24 protein-coding genes are annotated in these 20,177 nt (G+C 48.4%); all 24 read right to left on the reverse strand.

Annotation, left to right across the window (positions count from 1 at the left end; all coding sequences use genetic code 11):
- Nucleotides 1-305 precede the first annotated feature (305 nt).
- The 24 genes from SATMO3_RS27055 to SATMO3_RS27170 all read right to left on the reverse strand — a co-directional run bounded on the left by SATMO3_RS27055 (nt 306) and on the right by SATMO3_RS27170 (nt 20,144).
- Nucleotides 306-1,205, reverse strand: a complete 900-nt coding sequence (locus tag SATMO3_RS27055; RefSeq protein WP_371373635.1) for a D-isomer specific 2-hydroxyacid dehydrogenase family protein — start codon at nt 1,203-1,205, stop codon at nt 306-308.
- 15 nt (nt 1,206-1,220) lie between these two features.
- Nucleotides 1,221-2,006, reverse strand: a complete 786-nt coding sequence (locus SATMO3_RS27060; RefSeq protein ID WP_371373637.1) for an aspartate dehydrogenase domain-containing protein — start codon at nt 2,004-2,006, stop codon at nt 1,221-1,223.
- A 495-nt stretch (nt 2,007-2,501) separates the two neighbouring features.
- Nucleotides 2,502-3,608: a glycerol dehydrogenase gene (locus SATMO3_RS27065; protein ID WP_371373640.1), complete on the reverse strand. Its 1,107-nt coding sequence runs from the start codon at nt 3,606-3,608 to the stop codon at nt 2,502-2,504.
- A gap of 55 nt (nt 3,609-3,663) precedes the next feature.
- The gene (locus SATMO3_RS27070; RefSeq protein ID WP_371373642.1) at nt 3,664-4,008 is read right to left on the reverse strand and encodes a hypothetical protein; all 345 of its coding nucleotides are present in this window, start codon (nt 4,006-4,008) and stop codon (nt 3,664-3,666) included.
- Between the two features lie 66 nt (nt 4,009-4,074).
- On the reverse strand, nt 4,075-4,845 hold the full coding sequence (locus tag SATMO3_RS27075) for a hypothetical protein (protein ID WP_371373644.1): 771 nt from the start codon (nt 4,843-4,845) through the stop codon (nt 4,075-4,077).
- Between the two features lie 29 nt (nt 4,846-4,874).
- On the reverse strand, nt 4,875-5,426 hold the full coding sequence (locus SATMO3_RS27080; protein ID WP_371373647.1) for a BMC domain-containing protein: 552 nt from the start codon (nt 5,424-5,426) through the stop codon (nt 4,875-4,877).
- Nucleotides 5,427-5,446: 20 nt separating this feature from the next.
- Complete coding sequence (locus SATMO3_RS27085; RefSeq protein ID WP_371373650.1) at nt 5,447-6,778, reverse strand: 4Fe-4S dicluster domain-containing protein; 1,332 nt, start codon at nt 6,776-6,778, stop codon at nt 5,447-5,449.
- A 34-nt stretch (nt 6,779-6,812) separates the two neighbouring features.
- Nucleotides 6,813-8,249: an aldehyde dehydrogenase family protein gene (locus SATMO3_RS27090; RefSeq protein WP_371373653.1), complete on the reverse strand. Its 1,437-nt coding sequence runs from the start codon at nt 8,247-8,249 to the stop codon at nt 6,813-6,815.
- A gap of 13 nt (nt 8,250-8,262) precedes the next feature.
- Nucleotides 8,263-9,240, reverse strand: a complete 978-nt coding sequence (locus SATMO3_RS27095; RefSeq protein WP_371373656.1) for a cob(I)yrinic acid a,c-diamide adenosyltransferase — start codon at nt 9,238-9,240, stop codon at nt 8,263-8,265.
- 6 nt (nt 9,241-9,246) lie between these two features.
- On the reverse strand, nt 9,247-9,528 hold the full coding sequence (locus SATMO3_RS27100; RefSeq protein ID WP_371373659.1) for a EutN/CcmL family microcompartment protein: 282 nt from the start codon (nt 9,526-9,528) through the stop codon (nt 9,247-9,249).
- A 31-nt stretch (nt 9,529-9,559) separates the two neighbouring features.
- Nucleotides 9,560-10,345, reverse strand: coding sequence for a flavoprotein (locus SATMO3_RS27105; protein ID WP_371373662.1), 786 nt, complete (start codon nt 10,343-10,345; stop codon nt 9,560-9,562).
- A gap of 13 nt (nt 10,346-10,358) precedes the next feature.
- On the reverse strand, nt 10,359-10,988 hold the full coding sequence (locus SATMO3_RS27110; RefSeq protein ID WP_371373665.1) for a phosphate propanoyltransferase: 630 nt from the start codon (nt 10,986-10,988) through the stop codon (nt 10,359-10,361).
- Between the two features lie 31 nt (nt 10,989-11,019).
- Nucleotides 11,020-11,301: a propanediol utilization microcompartment protein PduA gene (gene pduA, locus SATMO3_RS27115; protein WP_371373668.1), complete on the reverse strand. Its 282-nt coding sequence runs from the start codon at nt 11,299-11,301 to the stop codon at nt 11,020-11,022.
- A 3-nt stretch (nt 11,302-11,304) separates the two neighbouring features.
- A complete protein-coding gene (locus tag SATMO3_RS27120; RefSeq protein WP_371373671.1) occupies nt 11,305-11,811 on the reverse strand; it encodes a BMC domain-containing protein in 507 nt (168 codons plus the stop codon).
- Entirely contained in the window at nt 11,804-12,277 is a 474-nt protein-coding gene (locus SATMO3_RS27125) for a glycerol dehydratase reactivase beta/small subunit family protein (protein WP_371373674.1), read from the reverse strand. The genes SATMO3_RS27120 and SATMO3_RS27125 overlap by 8 nt, the downstream gene beginning before the upstream one ends.
- 2 nt (nt 12,278-12,279) lie before the next feature.
- Entirely contained in the window at nt 12,280-14,103 is a 1,824-nt protein-coding gene (locus SATMO3_RS27130; protein WP_371373677.1) for a diol dehydratase reactivase subunit alpha, read from the reverse strand.
- 11 nt (nt 14,104-14,114) lie between these two features.
- Nucleotides 14,115-14,660: a diol dehydratase small subunit gene (locus SATMO3_RS27135; RefSeq protein WP_371373679.1), complete on the reverse strand. Its 546-nt coding sequence runs from the start codon at nt 14,658-14,660 to the stop codon at nt 14,115-14,117.
- Between the two features lie 18 nt (nt 14,661-14,678).
- Nucleotides 14,679-15,329 (reverse strand): propanediol/glycerol family dehydratase medium subunit, encoded by a 651-nt coding sequence (locus tag SATMO3_RS27140; protein WP_371373681.1) that lies wholly within the window; start codon nt 15,327-15,329, stop codon nt 14,679-14,681.
- Between the two features lie 24 nt (nt 15,330-15,353).
- Entirely contained in the window at nt 15,354-17,024 is a 1,671-nt protein-coding gene (locus SATMO3_RS27145) for a propanediol/glycerol family dehydratase large subunit (RefSeq protein ID WP_371373684.1), read from the reverse strand.
- A gap of 16 nt (nt 17,025-17,040) precedes the next feature.
- On the reverse strand, nt 17,041-17,835 hold the full coding sequence (gene pduB / locus SATMO3_RS27150; RefSeq protein ID WP_371373687.1) for a propanediol utilization microcompartment protein PduB: 795 nt from the start codon (nt 17,833-17,835) through the stop codon (nt 17,041-17,043).
- Nucleotides 17,836-17,858: 23 nt separating this feature from the next.
- Nucleotides 17,859-18,137, reverse strand: a complete 279-nt coding sequence (gene pduA, locus SATMO3_RS27155) for a propanediol utilization microcompartment protein PduA (RefSeq protein ID WP_371373690.1) — start codon at nt 18,135-18,137, stop codon at nt 17,859-17,861.
- Entirely contained in the window at nt 18,134-18,568 is a 435-nt protein-coding gene (locus SATMO3_RS27160; protein WP_371373693.1) for a EutP/PduV family microcompartment system protein, read from the reverse strand. Before SATMO3_RS27160 ends, pduA (SATMO3_RS27155) begins: the two co-directional genes overlap by 4 nt.
- 4 nt (nt 18,569-18,572) lie before the next feature.
- Nucleotides 18,573-18,950: an ethanolamine utilization microcompartment protein EutS gene (eutS, locus tag SATMO3_RS27165; RefSeq protein WP_371373696.1), complete on the reverse strand. Its 378-nt coding sequence runs from the start codon at nt 18,948-18,950 to the stop codon at nt 18,573-18,575.
- Between the two features lie 156 nt (nt 18,951-19,106).
- Nucleotides 19,107-20,144: a nicotinate-nucleotide--dimethylbenzimidazole phosphoribosyltransferase gene (locus SATMO3_RS27170; RefSeq protein WP_371373699.1), complete on the reverse strand. Its 1,038-nt coding sequence runs from the start codon at nt 20,142-20,144 to the stop codon at nt 19,107-19,109.
- Nucleotides 20,145-20,177: the final 33 nt, after the last annotated feature.

The raw sequence follows: 20,177 nt of genomic DNA on the forward strand, positions 1-20,177 counted from the left end.
CCCTAGTTTTTTATTTTTGAAATTAGATATAGTTAACAATTTATTGCAGCAAATCATATTTAAGGTGCTGTAATAAATTGTTTGATGTGAAATTCACAACAAACAATTTACTTTCCTTGCAGTATTTTTGCTTACGGTTATTTTGTATGCAAAATATATCTTTAAAAAAAATTTCCCGAATTTAACTTTAGTATAATGCTCATCCTAAAAAATTTCAATACCCGTGCGAATAAATATCACCAAAAATTTTTAATTTTTGGTGATATTTATTGATTATTTTACTAAACATTTAATAAACAATAAGATTATTTGTTATTCAGAAAAATTTCGATATTTTTCAGCACTTTCTCACTTAAGCGGTCAAAAGCCTGTTTAGTGCGACCGGATGATACCTGCATACAGTTTACATGGGAACTGTCCAGAAGCTTGCCGGTATCGTCTCCGAGAGCGGCAGCCGTGTCACAGAAAAACTCGTTGTCACCATATCCAAGCCATCTGGCAAGGGCGTGAATATCGTGTGACGGACCGATGGAGGTATTGAACATTATCTTGTTATTCCCAAGCCATTGAAATTGTTCCTCGTAAAATAAGATAACGTTCTTATTCAGGCAGGTGCAAACAACATCAACCGCATTCAGCAGCTCTTTCAGCGGCAGGTACTTGATACCTTTCGCTTCTTTTTCCGGCTTACGGGTGCGGCTGAAATAATATAACTCTGCGCCAAAGGCCTGAAGACCGGCAGCAACCATCTGCCCGGAAGTGCCAAGGCCGACTATGCCAACCCTTAGGCCGGTAAGCTCTACCGGTAATTCTTGCCATTGCTTACCGCCAAAACCGTGAAGATAGCGGATAAGTTCGCTGGCTATATATTCGACAACGCCCTGGTCGCCGTAATCACGGATACCGTATACTGTGATATTCCGTTCACGGGCGGTGCGAATATCTACATTGGCGCTTGCTTCGGAGTACAGGCTGCAACACATGCCGATGTAACGGATGTTCGGGCAGGCAGCCAGTACGTTCTTTTCTATCCGGCTGGTATAACTGAGCAGAACGGCGTCAGCGTCGCCGATGCGCTGAATGATCTCTGTATCATCCGTCGGAACAGTATCAAACAGTACTACTTCTTTAGCATAATCGTGAAGTTTTTGCCGGGCTGACGGAATAAGGCCTACCGGTTCGATAGCCACTAATTTTTTAAACATTGTCTGATACCCTCCTTAAAAAACAATCGGCGCTACAGCATTTTGCAAAACGGCGATTACGCTCCAGGCGGCAATTGCGCTGGTGCGGGAATAGATGTTGAGTTCGGCGCGTACTTCTTCACCTTGTATTGCAATCTTGTACTCATCACCTTTAAAACCTGGCACGGCTTTGATATTCATAGCTGTATTTTCCGGACCGACACTGGCAAGAGCCGTCGCTATTGCTACATTTACTTTGGTGGGCAGTATGGCAATCGCTTCCTTGGTAGTGCCGCTGAACACCTCACACGGTGCCGTTATGTCCATTAATTCAGGAGTGAAAAGCGGTGTATTTTTAAGAGAAGCCGGCGCCTTCTGTGCGCCGATGGAAGCTGTAACCGGACTCATCAGCGCGGCGGTACGCAGGACATCAAAGCCGCCTACGGCACCGCTGGCGATATATGCGCGGCGCTTGCTCTGAGCGGCGGTATCTTTCATGCGTTCATAAAATTCTCGTTCGGCAAAAGCACCAATTGACAAGACAACGAAATTTGAGCCGCCATTCAATATTGCCTCACCGTAGTCCTGTACGGCTTTTACTGATGCGGCTTCTGCCGTATAATCCGGTTTCATTGCCAGAAGTTCGGCAATATCGGCGCAGGCCTTACAGCCGTTACGGTCGGCGAATTCCCGGGTGCGGGCATAGTCTCTTCCCAAAACGGCAACAAGCTCATATTCCGGCAGATAGCCATCCTTTAATGCCTTTGCTACGATTTCGTTAAGATAGCCGCAGCCAATAAGCGCTAATTTAAGTTTTCTCATGGTTACCTCTTTTCAAGTATATTTTTTATCCGACCCGCTCTAAGGCTCCCGCTTCTACAAATGGGAATTATCACCCCTACGGGCACAGGCGAGCGGTTAAGTCCCCTGGCTAAGTCTACTATATTCTTTCATAAATTATTTTTGCAAATTAATCTATCTCTTTCATCCTCTTAATGAGTAGATGATCATCCAGCATGAAGTTAGCGGCAAAATCAGGTATTAATACTATTGTACTTATCAACTGCCTGCAATTCATGAACAATGTTGTTATAACATAGCACAATATTGACGAGATGATGGCTCCTACTCTTTTGTCACAGTCCGGCAATTTGAAAAAAGCTCTGCGGCAGCCACAAGCTGGCTGTCGCAGAGCTTTTTTACGGATATGACGGACCTTATGTCAGTAATTGATGAACATGGAGGAAAAGTCTGCTGCAATCGCCCCCTAAGCGGGTCAGCACATTACTTGATTGTAATTGGTTCTATTTGATCCCTTTATTCAGGAATGATCTTTTTATAATCCCTGCCAAGATTATCGGCTGCCAAAATGGCAGCATAGACAATCTCCGGAGTCACTTTAAAGGGCTGGTTATGGATTGTTTCTTCCGGGGCGCACGCTGCTTGCGCCACTTTCATAATCTTTTCCTGCGTTACTTCGGTTACACCAAAATCAGACAAAGTAACCGGCAGCCCAACTTCAATACAAAAGCCCAATACTTCTCCCAATTCAGTCCGTGAGCGATTTTCCAGTATCATTTGCACCAACGTGCCGAAAGCAACTTTTTCTCCATGGTATGCCTGATGGGTTTCTGCCAAAACAGTGAACCCGTTGTGAATGGCATGAGCTGCCGCCAAGCCCGAGCTTTCAAAGCCAATGCCGCTTAGTAGTGTATTGGCCTCTACAATCTTTTCAACGGCTTCGGTGGCCACCTGCCGCTCTACGGCTATCTTGGCCTGGTAGCCATATTCAATAAGGATGTCGTAGCAAAGACGGGCCAAACTTAACGCAGCCGCGGTAGACTGGCCACCGGGAAGATTGCTTGCAAATGCTTTAGCGCAAGCATCTGCCTCAAACCAGGTGGCAAGAGCATCGCCCATACCGGATACCAGTAAGCGAACAGGCGACTTTGCCACAACGCTGGTATCTACCAAGACAAGGTCAGGATTTCTCGGCAACAACAGGTAGGATTCAAAAACGCCTTCACAGTTATAAATAACCGACAAGGCGCTGCAGGGAGCGTCGGTCGCGGCAATAGTAGGTATAATTGCTACAGGGAGTTTGGCATAGTAGGCAACAGCTTTTGCCGTATCAAGCGCCTTGCCGCCGCCTACTCCCACTATTACATCTACCTGATTCTCACGCACGCTGGCTACGATGCGATCTATCTCCTGCTTAGAGCATTCGCCGCCGAAGACTTCCGTGAGAAAGCTGATCTTATTCTCTGCAAAGCTCTTTTCCAGAGCTTCACGGACACTGCCCAGTCCGGTTTTCCCGCCCAGCACCAGTCCTTTGGTGCCCAAAGCTTTTATATGCTGACCTATTTCGCAGATTGCACCAGCCCCCTGGACATACTTTCCTGGAGAAATCAATATTTTAGTCATATAGTCCTCCTGAATTATTTTTGCGTCGAATGATGAGCAGAAAACGCTCTATATTCTACTTGCCGGTATCTTTAGTAGGTTCAGGAGTAATGACCTGACAAGAATATGGATTGCATTTATAGCCGCAAGAAGGACATTTATCCTGGACAGCAGTCTCACTTGTCCATGTATAGCCGCAGGCTGTGCATTTATAACCTTCCGTTTTTGGCTTTTCATGGTTTGGTATGTGAGAATCCTTGGGATCAGAAGGAAGTACCTGACATGCATATGGATTGCAGTTATAACCGCAGTTGGGGCATTTCTCATGCTTGGTGTCGGCAGCTGTCCAGACATAGCCGCACGCAGTACACTTAAAACCCGCAGAAGAGTTTTTCGATTTATTCACATGATATAAGCTCATACCGGACAATCCCTCCTTTGTTTGACAAAACCCCGTCCCGAAGCTGGTTCTTGCCTAGTTAATACCCTATTTAAAGAATAAAAGGACAATGGTCGTAAGTAAGGCAATCGTTAGCGCCGGCGGATCTACATGCGTATCACCACTATTCATTGTTTTACCAAAGAAATCACCAATGAGCGCTCCTAAAATCCCAAACAGTCCCCCGATCCACACATTTCCTGCTGTAGACGCGGCAACGGCGGCCGGCATCGCCAGATGATGCGTCACAGGACCGACACCCATAAACTGAAGAACTATCAAAGAGGTAGCCGCTACCCCGAAAGGCAGTACGACATTTTTAGTAACAATCACGGCATATCCGGAAATCAGACCTATACCCAACCCTAAGATGATGAGGAAAAAAGCGGTTTTAGCATCAGGCATGGAATACCCGCCAAATATTTTCCTGTTGCCAAATACAATTCTGGCAACGATACCTGACAAGGCAACTGTTAAAGCCACAGTATCTGTCGGCGTGGCCATGCTGGCAAGCCACTTCTGGACTAATAGTCCTGCCGCCCCGAATAGCCCGCCAACAAGCAAGGTTGCGCCATCATTTAATTTTGCTAGGGGCGCCAAAATATTATTACCGGCATCCAAACCTCGTGTAGCCGCAAAGGCCGCGGCAGCTACACCGCCCGCAAAGGCTATATGCGGTCCAAAATATGGTCCGAAGGCCAGATCTGTCATATTAACCAATACAAGAATACCTGTCATTATAAAGGCAGGCAGCGCTCCTAAGGCCGCCCCTAAAACCCCGCCGCCAAACGCAGCTGCTAACTCAACCGCAGAATACATTTTTATTCCTCCCTTTTCCGGTTACACACCTAAAACAGAGCTTTATGCAAAGCACGGTGCGGTGCTGCAATAACCAGTTGATCAACAAGAAATCCCTTATCCTGTATTGCCGCTGAACCGGCGCGTACAGCTGAGTTTACCGACGCAATTTCGCCAGTGAATGAGACTACGGCTTTTCCGCCCATACCACGCGCCAGCCGTACTTCCATGAGTTCAATAGCTGCCGACTTGGCCGCTGTGTCAGCGGCGACGATGGCAGCTGCGACTGAATAGGTTTCAATAACCCCTAATGCTCTAATGTTCTTTATTTCCGTACTGCCTGACAGTGCTTTAAATATATCATTATGAATATTGGGGAGCACTGTTTCATCCACAATGTTCTCAGACCCGCCCGCGCTGCGTCCGCTGCGCACAGCACTTTGTACGGCGCCGACATCGCCGGCGACCATAACTATGTATTTCCCCGGGCATAAAGGATTTGCCATTATTAATTCAACATTAGCCGCTTTAAGCATAGCATCAGCGACTAATAGCCCTTTAGCGATATTTTTAATTTCCATTAACCCAATAGCATGTTTCATAGCTGGCTCCTTTCATTTATCTAGATTGATCGAATGCCAATCCAGCCGTCAATATTATAAATTTGTCCCGTTATACTGGCGTGCAGCACAGAGCCTAAAGCCGCTCCGTCAGGAATAACGGCTACCTTATCCCCTTTGTTTACACTTGTTCCAATTGCAACAATTGGCTGGGAGGGAGCCCCTATATGCTGCAAAAGTAAGAGCCTTACGTCTTGCGTAACAATAGGCTCGCAACGTATCGGAGCCTTTACATCATATTGTTCCAAACCCAGCCGGTATAGTAAGCGCTTGGTGGGAATACGGCGGTTTTCGCGTCCTAGGTGAGCGAATTCGGGTTTGAAATTATTAGGATTTTTAATCCCGGCTTTACTAAAATTTTTCTTAAGTTCGGCATTTACCCGGCGCGGCGATAAACCCATGGTACACCCGTAAGCTTCGCAAGCGCCACATTCAGAACACAAAAAGGCTTTTGCAAGAACTTCCGTCTCGTTCATTTGCCCACTGCCGATAGCCTGCATAATGCGATGCGGTTCCAAACGGTGTCCGAGTAAATAACGCGGACAAACATCGGTACAACCCCTGCAGTTGCAGCAAACAGCTTTTGCCCGGTTAGCGATAGTCGACCAGGGTGTTCTTTTCTGAACGACTAAAGTATGGGATGCCGGCAGTAAAATAATGCCGCCTGTCGTCTTGGTAACCACGGCGTCGGCGGCAACAAGCCTCCCCATCATGGGACCACCGTCGATCAGGGCGTAATCATTGATCGCCGCCCCTCCCGCCAACTGCAATAGCTCGCCTACAGGCATGCCAATCGGGGCTTTTACTGTTACAGGACGGTTGACTGCCCCTGTCACTGTAACATATTTATCAATAACAGGCTGTCCTTCTAAGGCATTTGCCACGTTGACCAGAGTCTCAACATTGGCAACAACAACACCAACATGTAAAGGAATTCCGCCTTCGGGCACAATTCTCCCGGTAACCTCATGGACAAGAACTTGCTCGTCCCCCGCCGGGTACATATCCGGCAGGAAGAATAATTCAATATTTTTAGCATCTCGCTGCACTAAAGCGACTTGCAGTTTTGACACTGCCTCTTCATACTTTTTTTTCAGGCCAATATACCCGCGTTTAGCCCCGGTGGCCAGCATGACCGACTGGAGGCCAAGAACCAGCCGTTCGCTTTCACTGGCCATAATGTTCTGATGCGCCCTAAGCAACGGTTCGCATTCGGCTCCGTTGACAATAATAATATCTGCATCGGCATTTACCTTTACATAGGTTGGGAAGCCAGCTCCGCCGGCGCCGACAATGCCAGCCTCTTTAACTGCCGCAACAATTTTCTCTCGCACGAGTTCACCTTCCCCCTTCGGGAGTTAATTGCTTTTACACTACAGACAGCGCATCAACAAGTACACATCGGCGCTGGCGTGTAAAGCTCCGGGGGGAAGTAAGCCCCTCACCGGTTGGCCCCGCAATGGTAAACGTTGTGAAGCCTTCGCCGCCAACACCAATTCCGGCAAAAGAAGGCGCATTTTTTACAAAGATAGTAGTTTCCACAGCTTTGGCAAACCGGGTTAAGTTATCGACGTTTTGCGAATGCATAACGGCTGTGTGCCGGTTGCCGTGTTCAACACTTACTCCCAGCGCAATAGCTTCATCAACGTTATTTACCTGAATTATCGGCAATACCGGCATCATCAGCTCTTCCAGGACAAAAGGATGATCGGCCGATGTTTCACAAATAACGACGCGGATGTCATCAGGCACATCAATGCCAATTTGCTTAAGTATGTACTTTGCGTCTTTTCCGACAAACTTTTTGTTAACCGCATATGTTCTTTTGGGCTTTTCCGTGCAACCCGAAGCAGCCATTTCAACATTCTCTGTAAGGATAACTTTTACAAGCCGGTCAATATCCTGCCCGGAAATCAGATAACCGCCATACTTTTGCATGTAGGAAATCAATCGGTCAGCGATTGAACCAACGGTGATTACTTCTTTCTCGGCAATACAGGGTAAATTATTGTCAAAGGAACAACCGGCGATAATATCCCTGGCCGCCCTCTCAATATTGGCTGTTTCGTCAACAATAGCCGGCGGATTTCCCGCTCCGGCGCCAATAGCCTTTTTACCTGACGACATTACCGCCCGTACAACAGCAGGACCGCCGGTAGCAACCAGCATGTTGATATGCGGGTGAGCCATCATAGCATTGGTTGCTTCTAAAGAAGGTTCAGCAACCGCAGTCAGTAGGTTAGCCGGGCCGCCGGCGCCAATAATCGCCTCATTTAAAATGCGAATTGTCTTAAGTGACGTGTTCTTGGCTGTCGGATGCGGGCTGAATACCACCGAATTTCCCGCCGCAATCATACCGATACCATTGTTAATGACCGTTTCGGACGGATTTGTCGTAGGCGTGATAGCCCCTATTACACCGAAAGGACCTCTTTCGATTAAAGTCAAGCCTTTGTCGCCGCTCCAGGCTTCGGTCTCTAAATCCTCAGTACCCGGAGTTTTGCGGGCTGCAAGCTGGTTTTTAAGAATTTTATCAGCGACACGGCCCATTCCCGATTCATTTACAGCCATTTCCGCCAGAATAGCAGCATCTTTATAGGCTGCATCCCGCATGGCAGTAATCAGAACTTCCCGTTTTTCTATGGTTAGCTTGCGCAGTTGTTTTTGCGCCAGTCGCGCCGCTTCCACAGCTTCATCGATTGTCGCAAAAATCCCCATACCACCGGAACCTGTGCTAGCCTCTTTTTGTACTCTCGCCATAACTTCAGACGCAATACGGGCAATAAGATTCTGATCAATGTCCATATAGAAAACCCTCCTAAAATGCAGCCAAACCAGCGTTGGCCACTAAAATATCCTGTGCGACAGAACCACCGCTAACCCCAATGCCGCCAAATAGAATTCCTTGGTCATAGATAGGAAGCCCGCCGCCAAACACAACTAACCGGCTGTTAGTTGTGTTGATTCCGTAAAGTTCCTGACCAGGGGCGGCCAAGGCAGCGGCTTGCGCTGTCGGCATACGTAGGGCAACGGCGGTATACGCCTTATCTAACGCTAACGCTACGCTGGCAAGCAGTGAATTGTCCATTCGTTCTTGCACAACAAGCGTTCCGTTATTGTCAACAATAGCAATAACCATGGCTATACCCATCTCCAGCGCTTTATTTCTGGCAGCGTCAAGCAGCTGCCTGGACTTGGTCAGAACGGGTATGCTTAGTTTTGCATTATTATTAAAGGCGGAAGGTTCAAGTATCCCCTGCACCTTCTTGGTAATATTAACAAGCAATTCTTCCTGCTCGACACATCTTGCCAGTACAAATAATAAGTCCGATAGGCGATTTAAGTATAGCGGGACAGGCGCAAAGACCTGCTCCTCCCGTTTCAGTGCAACAACACACCGTTCGGCCCGCCTGGTAATCGTTCTGGCCAAGTCAAGAGCTGCGCCGGCAGCGGTACTTCCGGGAGTAACAAAATATGGCTGGGGAATTCGCCGTTCTTCCAAAGAGTCTATCAATTTTTCTAAGCTTTCAATATGAGTATTGGAAATGCGGGAGTTGGAATGATTCGTAACTTCAGCAGTTGCCAGATCGGCATTTAAAAAGATTAACTCCCCTTGAATTTTGTGGATAATCTCTTTAGCCCAGTCTTTCTCTGTCAGTGATTTGGCCAGTCCCATGGCAGCATTGGCCTCGTCCACAGTCCCATAGGCCTGTACTCTGGCACTGTCTTTATAAACTCTTTCTTTGCTTAACAGGCTTGTTTGTCCCGCATCACCGGTCTTTGTATACACCTTCATGGTATACTACTCCTCAAGTAAGTCTTTATTGATCTCCATATTATCAACAATACCAATTATGGCCGCATCCACTGCAGCTTCGGGGTTACCCAGAGCATGACGGGCAGAGCTGCCTTCTACGACAAGCACGGTTTCACCCGTTCCTGAACCGATTGTATCTACTGCAACTATATGCCTGCCACCGCCATTGCCGCCGGTGAGAGGTTGCACAACCAGAAGCTTGCTCCCGGTCAAACTCTCATCTTTTGGCGTGGCGACAAGCGTGCCAATTATCTTTCCTACCCACATACTTCTCTTCCTTCCGGATCTATCCAGTCCATTAACCGCGTTTAATTTCAGCCTTCAGTTCCCGGGCGACATCCAGTGCTAACGGAGTTATAATCACACTTTCACCAATAATTATTTCTTTCTCCCCGGCCAGTACGGCATTTCGCACCGCCTCTGCATCCAGGACCTTTTTCTTTTGGGACTTGTCCCAGAGATTGGGCGTAGGTTCTTTGAATAGAATTCCCTGAACTACTGGAGCCAAATTTTCCGCTCTGGTAAGCTTAATACCGTAGAGTTGAAGTTTCTCTAGATTTTCCGTCAAGGCAGCCTCAAGTGCCGGCGACTGTTTACACAAACCCTTCTGCCGGCGCTCATCATCATTTGGATCTGCTGCATTGACGGCAGCGACGACCGGTTTGCCCAGCATTAAAGCCTGCAGCACCAGCGAGGGAACCAGTGAATCCGCCAATGTATAGGCCAGCTTGGCTGCCGTATTCTGCGTCAATACCGGTATAAGCACTATATCCGCTGCCTGCAGCTCTTGCCCTGGATACGAAAAACAAGCGGGCTTTGTCAAAACTTTAGCGCCGAGCATCTCTTCCACTCTGGTTACCCCGACTATTCGTTCAGCAGCTTCGGAAAATACAACGGCAAAGTTAACATTGGATGCTTGGATGCTTTTTAATTGTTCTAAACTCGCCTCAAGTCCAATCGTGCCTCCGGTAAACATTATCAGGGCTTTGTAAAGCCTGTGAGAATGAGCCTGGTTCATAAGCTTAAGCCTTGCAAGCTGTCTTACCACTTCAGCGGTGATGTGCTCCACGAGCTCATTATTCACTGGTTCACCTCCGTTACGCTAAGGTGACGAGATCCCCGTTCTTTAATTCGACTGCGTTGGCCTCATCGGTATCAATGTGAAATTCCAGCCGGAAATTGGGGTGCACTCTTACCAGCACGTTGGCGAAAGTACCGCCCCGCATACCAGGTACTGCCACAGTAACGCGATCGCCATCGGCCACTTTGAATCTTACTGCATCCGCTTCAGGCATGTGGATATGACGGGCCGCGCAAATTACGCCTTGCGGAAGATTAACCGCCCCCTTGGGCCCGACAACCACAATCCCGGGTGAATCCTCAAGTTGCCCTGAGTCCCGGACAGGCGGCACAACCCCTAGAATAAAACCATCGGTCCTTGCTATCTCTATTTGGGTAATTTTTCTTACCGGACCAAGAATACGTACTTTGGCTAGCACGCCTTTTGGTCCTACTAACGTGACTGTTTCTTTGGCCGCAAACTCACCGACTTGCTTTAATTCTTTATCTTTTGTCAGGGAGTATCCCCGGCCAAATAATGCTTCCATATGCTCAGATGATATATGGATATGCCGGTTTGAAACGCCTGCCGGAATCCCCATAATTGACTGATTTGGCAAATTCGCCAATACCTGCCTTACTATCTGCTCAACTACTGCCTGTTCCATAGCTCACCTTACTCCATCTAGATTTCGCGCATTATGGCCTGATTGCCGGTAAAATCTTTTCTACGTCGGTATGAGGACGAGGTATTACATGGACAGATACAAGTTCACCCACTCGTTGCGCAGCTGCCGCCCCGCTGTCAGTAGCAGCTTTGACAGCGCCAACATCGCCGCGGACAAAAACCGATATTAACCCCGAGCCAATTTTTTCATACCCAACCAGCACTACGTTTGCGGCCTTTACCATCGCATCTGCAGCTTCGATCGCACCGACTAATCCTTTGGTTTCTACCATTCCTAATGCCTCTCCGCGCATATATTACTCCTCCTTATGGCCTTTCTTGTAGTGAATGCAAGTTGTTTTCGGATCACCCTTTCGCCTCGGGCAGGCAGGATCGCCACATATATTGCAAATCCCTGCCGGCTGCTTTTCGGAGATATTTTCCATATCCTCAGCAGGCTCCGCCGCTTCCTCGACGACTAATTCTTCTTTATCTTTTCGCTTCCTGGCAGGTTCCTGTAAAAGGGCGGACTTGGCCCCGACTGTTTCTTTACTGACAATTATACCTTCCAGCCCGCGGCCCGGTCTGGGTATTACATGCGAAGCAACGACAGCGCTTACCTTGGAAGCCGCAGCAGTGCCGGCGGCAATGGCTGCCTGGACGGCGCCTACGTCTCCACTGATTTTGATTACCACCATGCCCCCGCCTTTAGTCAGCTCGTAGCCAATTAACTCAACATTCGCCGCTTTTACGGCTGCATCCGCAGCCTCCATGCCGGCCGCCAGCCCTACCACTTCAATTAATCCTAAGGCGCTTTTAAACATATGTTGGCCTCCCCACCCCTTGAGCAGTCTCGCTAAGTACTTTCAGGACAATTTGATAAACCTGCTCATATAACTGGGCCTCGTCGTCAATATCAATTACAATCTCCCTGTTATTGCCGGTCTTAAAAGGAAGTCCCTTTACCAGCCGGGCCGCATTATAGCCAAACTGCCGCCAGGTCCCGGGATTGCTTCGTGTGTCTGAAATAAACAGCGGCTGATCTTCAGGCAGTTTATGGTAATGAATGCAAACGCCTGTGGAATTAATACCAACACCTACACCCAGGTGAGAGGCGGCGGCGGCCTGCCACGCAAGCGCTGTGACATCACAGCTTTTTGCCTGCAACAGTATATGGGGTACGCCTTCTTCCTCGATTCCCGCCTTAATCTCTCTGATTTTATATTCGTCTTGACTGTTTTCAGAAGTACAAATCACAATGCTTGGCTTTATGAGTTTCGTGTCTTGCATATTTATGTTCCACCTTGAAGATAAGATAGCACCAGACCTGTCGCTACAGCATTTCGTGGGCCTTCTGTTCCTCTGATATTGCCGCGGCCGCAAACAATGCCGTATTGAGCTAAAGCGTCTGTTACCATGTCGCCAACTTCAAAGTCCATGGCAGACCCTCCTACCAGCACTACAAACTCAATGTGTCTGACATTACCAGTAGGCGCAATACGTGCCAAGGAACGCAAAGCATTAGCAACAAAAACCCGTTTTTTCGCCTCTCGCCGGACATGCCGGATTTTATCCAGAGAGTGTTCCGCCGGGATAGGAACCATACCATCTTCCTTTAAAATAACCACTCTGGCAAAAACGTGCGGCGGCAGATGGGCGTCGTAAAACCTCACTGCACCGTCTTCCATTCTGATGTGATATAAGCTTTCCACTTTTGCCAGGGGATGTTTCTTGATATCTTCGGCTAAATCAAAGTCATTGAGTCCTAACTCCGAATTAATCAGCATGGTAACCATGTCGCCGGCACCGCCCAGATGAATGGAGGTTATTTGGCCATCCCTGGTAATGATGGCGGCATCAGTTGAGCCGCCTCCCATATCCAGTATTCCTAACGGCTTGTCTGTACCGGGCGTGGTTAATGCCCCCTGGATTGCCATGTTAGCCTCGACACCGGCGATAACCACCCGTATGCCAAGCTGCTGTGTCAGTTTGTCGGCAATCTGCTGCATAGGCAGTCTGCTTGTTTTTACCATAGCAGCCAAAGCTACTGCGTTTTCCAGGGCAAATTCCCCGGCCAGTCCTCCCTGCACCTTTTGCGGGACAAAGGTGTCCACCGCTAAAAGATCCTGAATCCTCATATCAGTTATAGGCTGATTGGTTAGCTCGGCCATAACCTTGCGGACTCTTTCCAGCATGCCGCCCACATTAGTTCCGGCTTCCCCCTGGGCATTGGTTAAGGGCTGAACTCGTTCGAGAGCTTCCATAATGGCTTCAGCCCCCATGTCAACATCGATATCCGTTTTTCCTTTTTCACCAAGCAAGGTGATGAAACCAGCCGGTATGGCCCTGGCCTTGACGTCCCCTGCCGGAGTTCTTACAACAACGGCTGAACGGTTGCCAATAAGCGCCCGGGCAATGGGAACAACCATTTTGGTTTCGTCCGGCGTCAAATCAAACACAGTCGCAATACCATACGGATTGCACAACGTTTGAATGGTCTGCCCGGCCTCCGCAACTTCTATAGCCGCTAACATTCCCACCGGAACTTTTTCTATTAAAGTAACCTCATCAACAACAGGCAGCTTCTTGCTTAGCCGATTAACAATCAAAACCGCGTCATCTTGCCTGACGATAGCACCCTGGACGCTAACGCCGCGCATCACCGCTTCATTTATCCCCCGGGCTGCGTCTTCAAAGTCAATCCCCTGTGGTATTACGCATATTATCTTTTCCCCGGGGCCGATGTTTGCCAACTCATGAAACGGTGCTGTTACACCGACACCTAAGCCAATTCCGCCAGGAGTTGAAGGATTATGGCCAATCATCGTGGATTCCGTAATAATAGTTTCGGTGATTGTTTCCATTGCAACATCGCCAATTACAGGAGTTGCCTCGTTTAGCCGGATCTCATCAATACTCTTTAGACTCAAATTGGACTTTGCCGCCGCTTCTTCCAAGGCGACAATAATTCCCGGAATATTTGCCAGCGTTCCTTTTATACCGGTTGTTTTGGTTATACCACTTGCGAAGTATTCTTTTACCTGGCCAGCTTCTATCCTGGCCAAACACACTTCAGTAGTGGAATTTCCAATATCGACTCCCGCGATAGTTGGCATTATCGTCCACCTTACTCTGCTCTCAGGCGGTTGCGCCGCTCGTAAACATCGGCCGCCTCCCTGACAAAGGCAGCATTAATTTTAGCGTTATATTTTGCTTCCATCTCATCGGCTATTGCCAGCAACTCGCATTTTGTTGACCGGTAGGGTCGTAGCGCATTATAAATTTCCAGAACACGGGCATCGGGAATGGCTACCAATTCAGCAGCCCGCCTTAAGTTAGCGGCGAATTGATATCTGCCAACACCGTCAGCAATTTCCGCCTGCAGTCTCAGTGTTTCCGGAGTAATCCGGACATCCTCGGCTTTTATGCTGCCATTCAGAACGTTCTCCAGGGTGATTTCCGATATTTTCTTGCCTGTTGGCGTTTTTAACAGCTCAGGACGTTTGCTGACCAACGGATAATCCAGCTCCGGATTGAGGCCGGCATTGCCAGTCTGTGTTTTTACCTGCTGCGGGGCCTGGTACATGCTTGCAGATGAATTTGTCTGAGAGCCCTGAACCATAGACTGTAAAACCTGACGGACTACTTCTTCCAGCATTTTGTTATCAGCCATTTCACTCACCTCCGTTAGTTAAAACCGGACTTCCAGTTCTACTGGCTTAGCGCCGTGTACTACATGCTCAGTCTCCTTAATATGAAGTACAGCCGCTTTAGCCTGATACTTAGGTCTGGCCATTTGATCATTTCTTGTCGGTACAGGTGTTGGCGACTCGCCTTTACCATATCTGGCCGCATTTCGCCCGATTTGCCTGTAGGCTTCCAGATCGAGCAAAGGCGATTGGGGAAACAGTTCCAGGTTGCTTAGCGGCGGAAGATCTTTTTGATGAATGACAGTGGTGCCTCTTGATTGGATCCCAATGGCAACACCTGATCCGCTCAGCTTGGCTGCATCATGCGCGGCGAAAGCAACGTCAGATGTCCGCAGCACTCTTATTACCCTGGCTTTTACGCCTTCCTCCTCAATTCCGGCAATCATCTCACGCAATACATCAGAATGAGGAATATTCACAATGGTTTTATTCTGATATTTGCCAAAAGCAGGAGCCAACGCGATAAGTACCTCGTCGGGCTTACTGCCTAAACGGGCTTCGCCCTTTTCAACAAGCGTCATGGTACGGCCTATCGGCGCTTTCACTGACGTTTGCACATTACCGGGCGGGTTTTCCATACCTCTTAAGACCTGTTCAACTACTTCACGAATCATCTGTTCACTAATCTGCATTATTTTTCACCTCATTTTCGAAAATCACACGTCAAAGTCAGATGGCTTGATGGCCTGACGTATGTTTTTAATTTCATCCCACCGTTCCTTACTGAGGCGATAACCTGTACCAGGTCCGCGATAATCATTTTTATTGTTTACCGCACTAATAACATTCATATGCTTATCGAGAATAGCCGCCGTGTGCAGGTAGTCGCCCGACACTCTTTGCTTGAGTGTTCCAAGGGCGCTTTCGGCAACATCGGCAAAGCCGTTTTTGGCTAACGCTTTGACAATATCCAGGCCGGTAACGCCGCGTTTCATCATTTCTTCCGCAGCTTTTATGTCCTCGACAACATTGCGCTGAATAATGTCTTTAGTACCATGAGCATATGTAACGGCTTCTACTTCCTCGTCAGTTATCATCGGGAATCCAAGTTCTTTAAACACCGCTTGCAAAGCTTTTGCGGCTTTATTCCGGATTGCGATAACTTGTTCTTCTGAGACTGGTTTGAGTCCGCCGTCCACCATTAAGTCGCGCTGAATAATATTCCAGTCGTCATAGTCGTCGACATCCCAGTTGGAACCGGCGAACATGTTGTCATAGTTCGGCGAAGCGCTGTAACCGGAGCAAATGAAATCCGTACCCGGCAGCATTTGCATTAGCGTACGGGCTGTCCGGCGAATATCCGAATGGGTGAAAGTTTGGTCATTGCTTGAGGCTACTTCCAGATCGAGCATGGCAGCGCACAGGTTTTCCCCCAGCACCGCCCGGATTCCCGAGGGTACTGCGGCCGGTACGCCAATGCAGCTTACCGATCCGTTCTGCAGTCCCTGAACGCCGGCGCCCCTGGTAAGCATGATGCAGCGAATCTCCAAATACAGCATCGACTTGCCTTCTGCATAACCCATTTGTACTTCCGAGCCTGTCCCGGAGGTGAAACGCATCTTGAGGCCGCGCGAAGCATACGCGGATGCTAAAAACGCTTTCGACCAGGGAGTATCGTCCCCGTCCACAAATACGTTTTCAGTTCCGTAAACCGATATGGTTTCAGCGTAAGCGGTAATCCCTCTCATGCCGAGCAATAGCTCGGTGGCTTCCTCTAACGCGCACTGGATAAGAACGCCGCCGCGGCCAACCTGAGCGCCGACTTGCAGTGACAAGGCGTTAAAAGGCGCATAGCGAACAACCGCAACCGTTGTCTCCATTTCATCAAAGCCACGCAGAGCCGCCTCGGCCGCATCGGCGGCGATTAGCACCGGATTATCCTGCGTATTGGTCACATGACACTGGTTGGAAGGAGTTTTGCGGGCGCGCATTTTCTGCATAGCCATCATCATTTCTACCACGTTCATGGTATTTAGCACTGCTAGAATTTTGGCGGCTGTTAATCCCCGGGTAATTTTTACAACTTCATCCCGCGATACGTTAACATCAACCAGCATCTTCGCAAGCTGCGAATCCTCCATGGCCATGGCCCGCTCGGCTATCGTGGTATCAATAGCGTAATCGGCAATAAACTGATCGATAAAGTCAAAACGCGCTCTGGGAACCCCGTCCATTTCAACAATTCTGCCCTGCTCAATCTTTATACTGGGCTTCGGGTCGCTCGGGCCGCTCATAGCAACCAGGCCCACTTCCGGCCATTCAACTACGAATCCGTCTTTGTTTATCGGGCGATCAGCCAGCATCTCAAAACGTTTCGATCTCTTCACTTGTATTCCCCCTGGTCTAGATATATGGTATTGTTGACGAAGGAGCCGGCCCGGCCATCGCTTCCAGCACTTTTTTGCCGACTTCCCGAGCGGCAATGACAGATTGTCTTACAGCGCCTGAATCCCCGGAAACCATTAAAATAGCCTCATTGGAAAAACTGGTCCCCGACCCCGGACTGGAAAAGCCAACGACTTCGACACTGGCAGTTTTGACAGCCACGTCGGCCATAAGAACACCGATGGCGGCAGGCGCACCGACGATTAGGCCAAATGCCCTGCCGAGCGGAGCGCCGAATGCCTTATGGAGGGCCGAGCTGGCGCGTGCTGTGTATTGCAGTTCCAAATGACCAGCGTCGTTGGCGTACACATCGCCAAAAGTACGCTCTAATTCCGTCAAGGCAACTTCTATCGCCCGGCGGGCGTCGGAAACTTCCTCTGCGCCAAACAAGATTAAGGAGCCATGGCCAGCGCCGCCTTTAGTGTCGCGTGGCAGTTCAATACTGATAATTTCAGTATTTGTAGCTTTAACAGCTTCATCGGCCGCCATAATATGCGGCCCGGCGCCGGTTCGGGCCCCAAGAATTCCGATTGAGCGATATTTCGGATCGAGCTTCATCGTTTCATGCAGACTTGCATCGACATTGGCTATAACCAGACCTACAGTATCACCGATCGCAGTACCGACAAATTCGGTAATTCCGGGATTGCCAAATGCCTTAGGCGCATCAACTGTAGTGCATGTTGTTACCGGCTCAGTATTCATTCGTTTTTTTATCTCATCCATGACCTGTTCGATTAACTTTTCCTGCATTCCATTACACCTCCTGAACTAGCCTACTTAATTTTCGGAAGAATTTTTTCAACATCTGTATGTGGACGCGGAATAACGTGGACAGACATAATTTCACCCACGTTCTTGGCCGCAACCGCACCTGCATCTACGGCTGCCTTAACAGCGCCAACATCACCCCGGACCATAACGGTAACTAAACCGGATCCGATTTTTTCATATCCTACCAGCACTACATTAGCTGCTTTCAGCATAGCGTCAGCAGCTTCAATAGCCCCGACTAAACCTTTGGACTCAATCATTCCTAAAGCTTCCCCCATCACTTACACCCCCTTTCCATGAGATAATTCGTTAGCTGTGTGATGCCTGCCCCTGATTTGGCCGAGACGAAAAAATAGGGTTCTTTAACACCGGCCTGTTTTAGGTAATTTTGCGCCTTAACATGATCTGAGCCAACCACATCAATCTTGGTTATTACGCCTATTACCGGCCGGGGAAACATGCCGGCAAAGCCGGGCGGCAACGAAATCCTGAAGTTTGTTGAATCCTGAACCATAATAACCAGCTTAGCCTGGGTTGCCGTAACCATAAGCGCGCCGTAAAAACGGGGAATTTGTGCATACTCACCCGGTGTATCAATCATGCCACCGTCAAAACAAATACTCTGCGTCTTTTCAGTTTTAAGACAGTTTTGATTGATAGCATTCATTAACGAAGTTTTTCCAGCCCCCACAGGACCTATTATCATAATCATGGATCTAGGACCTGGTCAGTTTAGCAGCCGTAAAGCCTAATCCCTCAGCCAGGAGATGGACCACCTGTCTTAAGGCAGCTTCGACTGCAGACACATTCCCGGTCAGAACAACTGACCCTGTAAAACGGTCTATAAAGCCAATTTGGACATTGGCTGTTTTTGTGGCGGTATCTGCGGCTATGATAGCGGCCTCACTGGGAGTGATGGTCAATATCCCCACTGCTCCGTCATCGCCAATGCCAAGCTTATCGCAAAGCTCATGTTTGGGATTTGCAATCAGGTGTGCCAGCGTTACCTGCTTGCCAGGTACATATTCTTGTACTACTCTTGTTTTTTCCACGTTTTTCCCTACCAATTCCCTTTTATCATGACTGGTTGCCATGCTTACTTTGTTTAAATGAAAAGCAATAGAAAAAGACCTGTAATAAGTCTTTTCCTATTGCCGCTTGTTTATGCGAACTTTTTGATCTTATAAAGCAGACTGCCCTTCAGGTGGGTTTTTAGCCCCATCTGAAGGGCAGTTGTCGGATTAACTCCCTTAGATAATACCGCGGCCTGGACTGTCAATTATGGTGTCGATTGCAAAATCTGACAGCCTGGCCATATGCTGAATGGTAAAGAGCATTGTCTTTAACAATACGACCATCAGAATAGCCCCTGTCCCCTCGCCTAATCCCATCTTCGCCTGAATCGGAACATCGTCTGCCAATATATTTCCGAGCAACAAAGCGTACTTCATGCCAGGCTCTTTAGAAAGATGCGACGGGATGGCATACCGCTCAACCTGTTTATTTATTCTTGCAGCGCAAGCAAAGGCAACTGCGCCAATAAATCCATCAAAGACAAAAGGAGTCTTCATCTCGGTGCAGGCAACCATGCCTGCGGTCATGGCAACAATATCGAAACCGCCAACACATCTCAGGATATCTCCGATACGCGTGAAGCTGTTTCTATGTCGCTCGACTCCCCGGCTAATTACGGAACATTTCCTTTTGATGAGTTCAGCGTTATTCGCTGATGCGCCATAACCCACCACAAACTCAGGCAGTATACCGGTCATAGCATGTAAAACCGCCGAAGATGTCGTTGTATTGCCGATCCCCATCTCACCAAAGGATATTAAGTTTGCCCCCAGCGAAGTTATAGTATTCTTGACTATATCGTTTCCAACAGACCATGCTTCGGAAAACTGAGCGGAAGTCATAGCCTCCTCTTTAAGAAAATTCTTTGTGCCAAAAGCAACTCTGCGGTTAATGCCGGCTATGTTTTCATTGTTAATACCGATATCAATAACCGAGTATGGAACCTGGTGATAGTTACAAAAACAGCTGATTGTCGCCTTACCATCCACCATGTTCTGGGCCTGAAGATAGGTTATTATCGGCGGATAAGCAGCGACGCCTTCCTCGACAATACCATTATCCGCCGCAAATATAAGATGATACGGCTTAATTTCGCAATCGATATCCTCCCAGGCAATCATGAGCTTTTTCAGGTACCTTTCCAATAGGCCCAGACTGTCTACTGGTTTAGCTGCCCCATTGATCAAGTTTTCAACTGTCTCCTGAAACTCCATGTTTTACCTCCTCCCTGTCAGGAAAAAGCCCCT

This window comes from Sporomusa aerivorans (assembly GCF_041428895.1).
In the GTDB taxonomy this organism is placed as follows: domain Bacteria; phylum Bacillota; class Negativicutes; order Sporomusales; family Sporomusaceae; genus Sporomusa; species Sporomusa aerivorans.

Bases quoted from the DNA above. Each gene is read 5' to 3' on its own strand.
- SATMO3_RS27055 (WP_371373635.1), bottom strand. From the start codon at position 1,205: ATGTTTAAAAAATTAGTGGCTATCGAACCGGTAGGCCTTATTCCGTCA.
- SATMO3_RS27060 (WP_371373637.1), bottom strand. From the start codon at position 2,006: ATGAGAAAACTTAAATTAGCGCTTATTGGCTGCGGCTATCTTAACGAA.
- SATMO3_RS27065 (WP_371373640.1), bottom strand. From the start codon at position 3,608: ATGACTAAAATATTGATTTCTCCAGGAAAGTATGTCCAGGGGGCTGGT.
- SATMO3_RS27070 (WP_371373642.1), bottom strand. From the start codon at position 4,008: ATGAGCTTATATCATGTGAATAAATCGAAAAACTCTTCTGCGGGTTTT.
- SATMO3_RS27075 (WP_371373644.1), bottom strand. From the start codon at position 4,845: ATGTATTCTGCGGTTGAGTTAGCAGCTGCGTTTGGCGGCGGGGTTTTA.
- SATMO3_RS27080 (WP_371373647.1), bottom strand. From the start codon at position 5,426: ATGAAACATGCTATTGGGTTAATGGAAATTAAAAATATCGCTAAAGGG.
- SATMO3_RS27090 (WP_371373653.1), bottom strand. From the start codon at position 8,249: ATGGACATTGATCAGAATCTTATTGCCCGTATTGCGTCTGAAGTTATG.
- SATMO3_RS27095 (WP_371373656.1), bottom strand. From the start codon at position 9,240: ATGAAGGTGTATACAAAGACCGGTGATGCGGGACAAACAAGCCTGTTA.
- SATMO3_RS27100 (WP_371373659.1), bottom strand. From the start codon at position 9,528: ATGTGGGTAGGAAAGATAATTGGCACGCTTGTCGCCACGCCAAAAGAT.
- SATMO3_RS27110 (WP_371373665.1), bottom strand. From the start codon at position 10,988: ATGGAACAGGCAGTAGTTGAGCAGATAGTAAGGCAGGTATTGGCGAAT.
- pduA (WP_371373668.1), bottom strand. From the start codon at position 11,301: ATGCGCGGAGAGGCATTAGGAATGGTAGAAACCAAAGGATTAGTCGGT.
- SATMO3_RS27120 (WP_371373671.1), bottom strand. From the start codon at position 11,811: ATGTTTAAAAGCGCCTTAGGATTAATTGAAGTGGTAGGGCTGGCGGCC.
- SATMO3_RS27125 (WP_371373674.1), bottom strand. From the start codon at position 12,277: ATGCAAGACACGAAACTCATAAAGCCAAGCATTGTGATTTGTACTTCT.
- SATMO3_RS27130 (WP_371373677.1), bottom strand. From the start codon at position 14,103: ATGCCAACTATCGCGGGAGTCGATATTGGAAATTCCACTACTGAAGTG.
- SATMO3_RS27135 (WP_371373679.1), bottom strand. From the start codon at position 14,660: ATGGCTGATAACAAAATGCTGGAAGAAGTAGTCCGTCAGGTTTTACAG.
- SATMO3_RS27140 (WP_371373681.1), bottom strand. From the start codon at position 15,329: ATGCAGATTAGTGAACAGATGATTCGTGAAGTAGTTGAACAGGTCTTA.
- pduB (WP_371373687.1), bottom strand. From the start codon at position 17,835: ATGCAGGAAAAGTTAATCGAACAGGTCATGGATGAGATAAAAAAACGA.
- SATMO3_RS27160 (WP_371373693.1), bottom strand. From the start codon at position 18,568: ATGATTATGATAATAGGTCCTGTGGGGGCTGGAAAAACTTCGTTAATG.
- eutS (WP_371373696.1), bottom strand. From the start codon at position 18,950: ATGGCAACCAGTCATGATAAAAGGGAATTGGTAGGGAAAAACGTGGAA.
- SATMO3_RS27170 (WP_371373699.1), bottom strand. From the start codon at position 20,144: ATGGAGTTTCAGGAGACAGTTGAAAACTTGATCAATGGGGCAGCTAAA.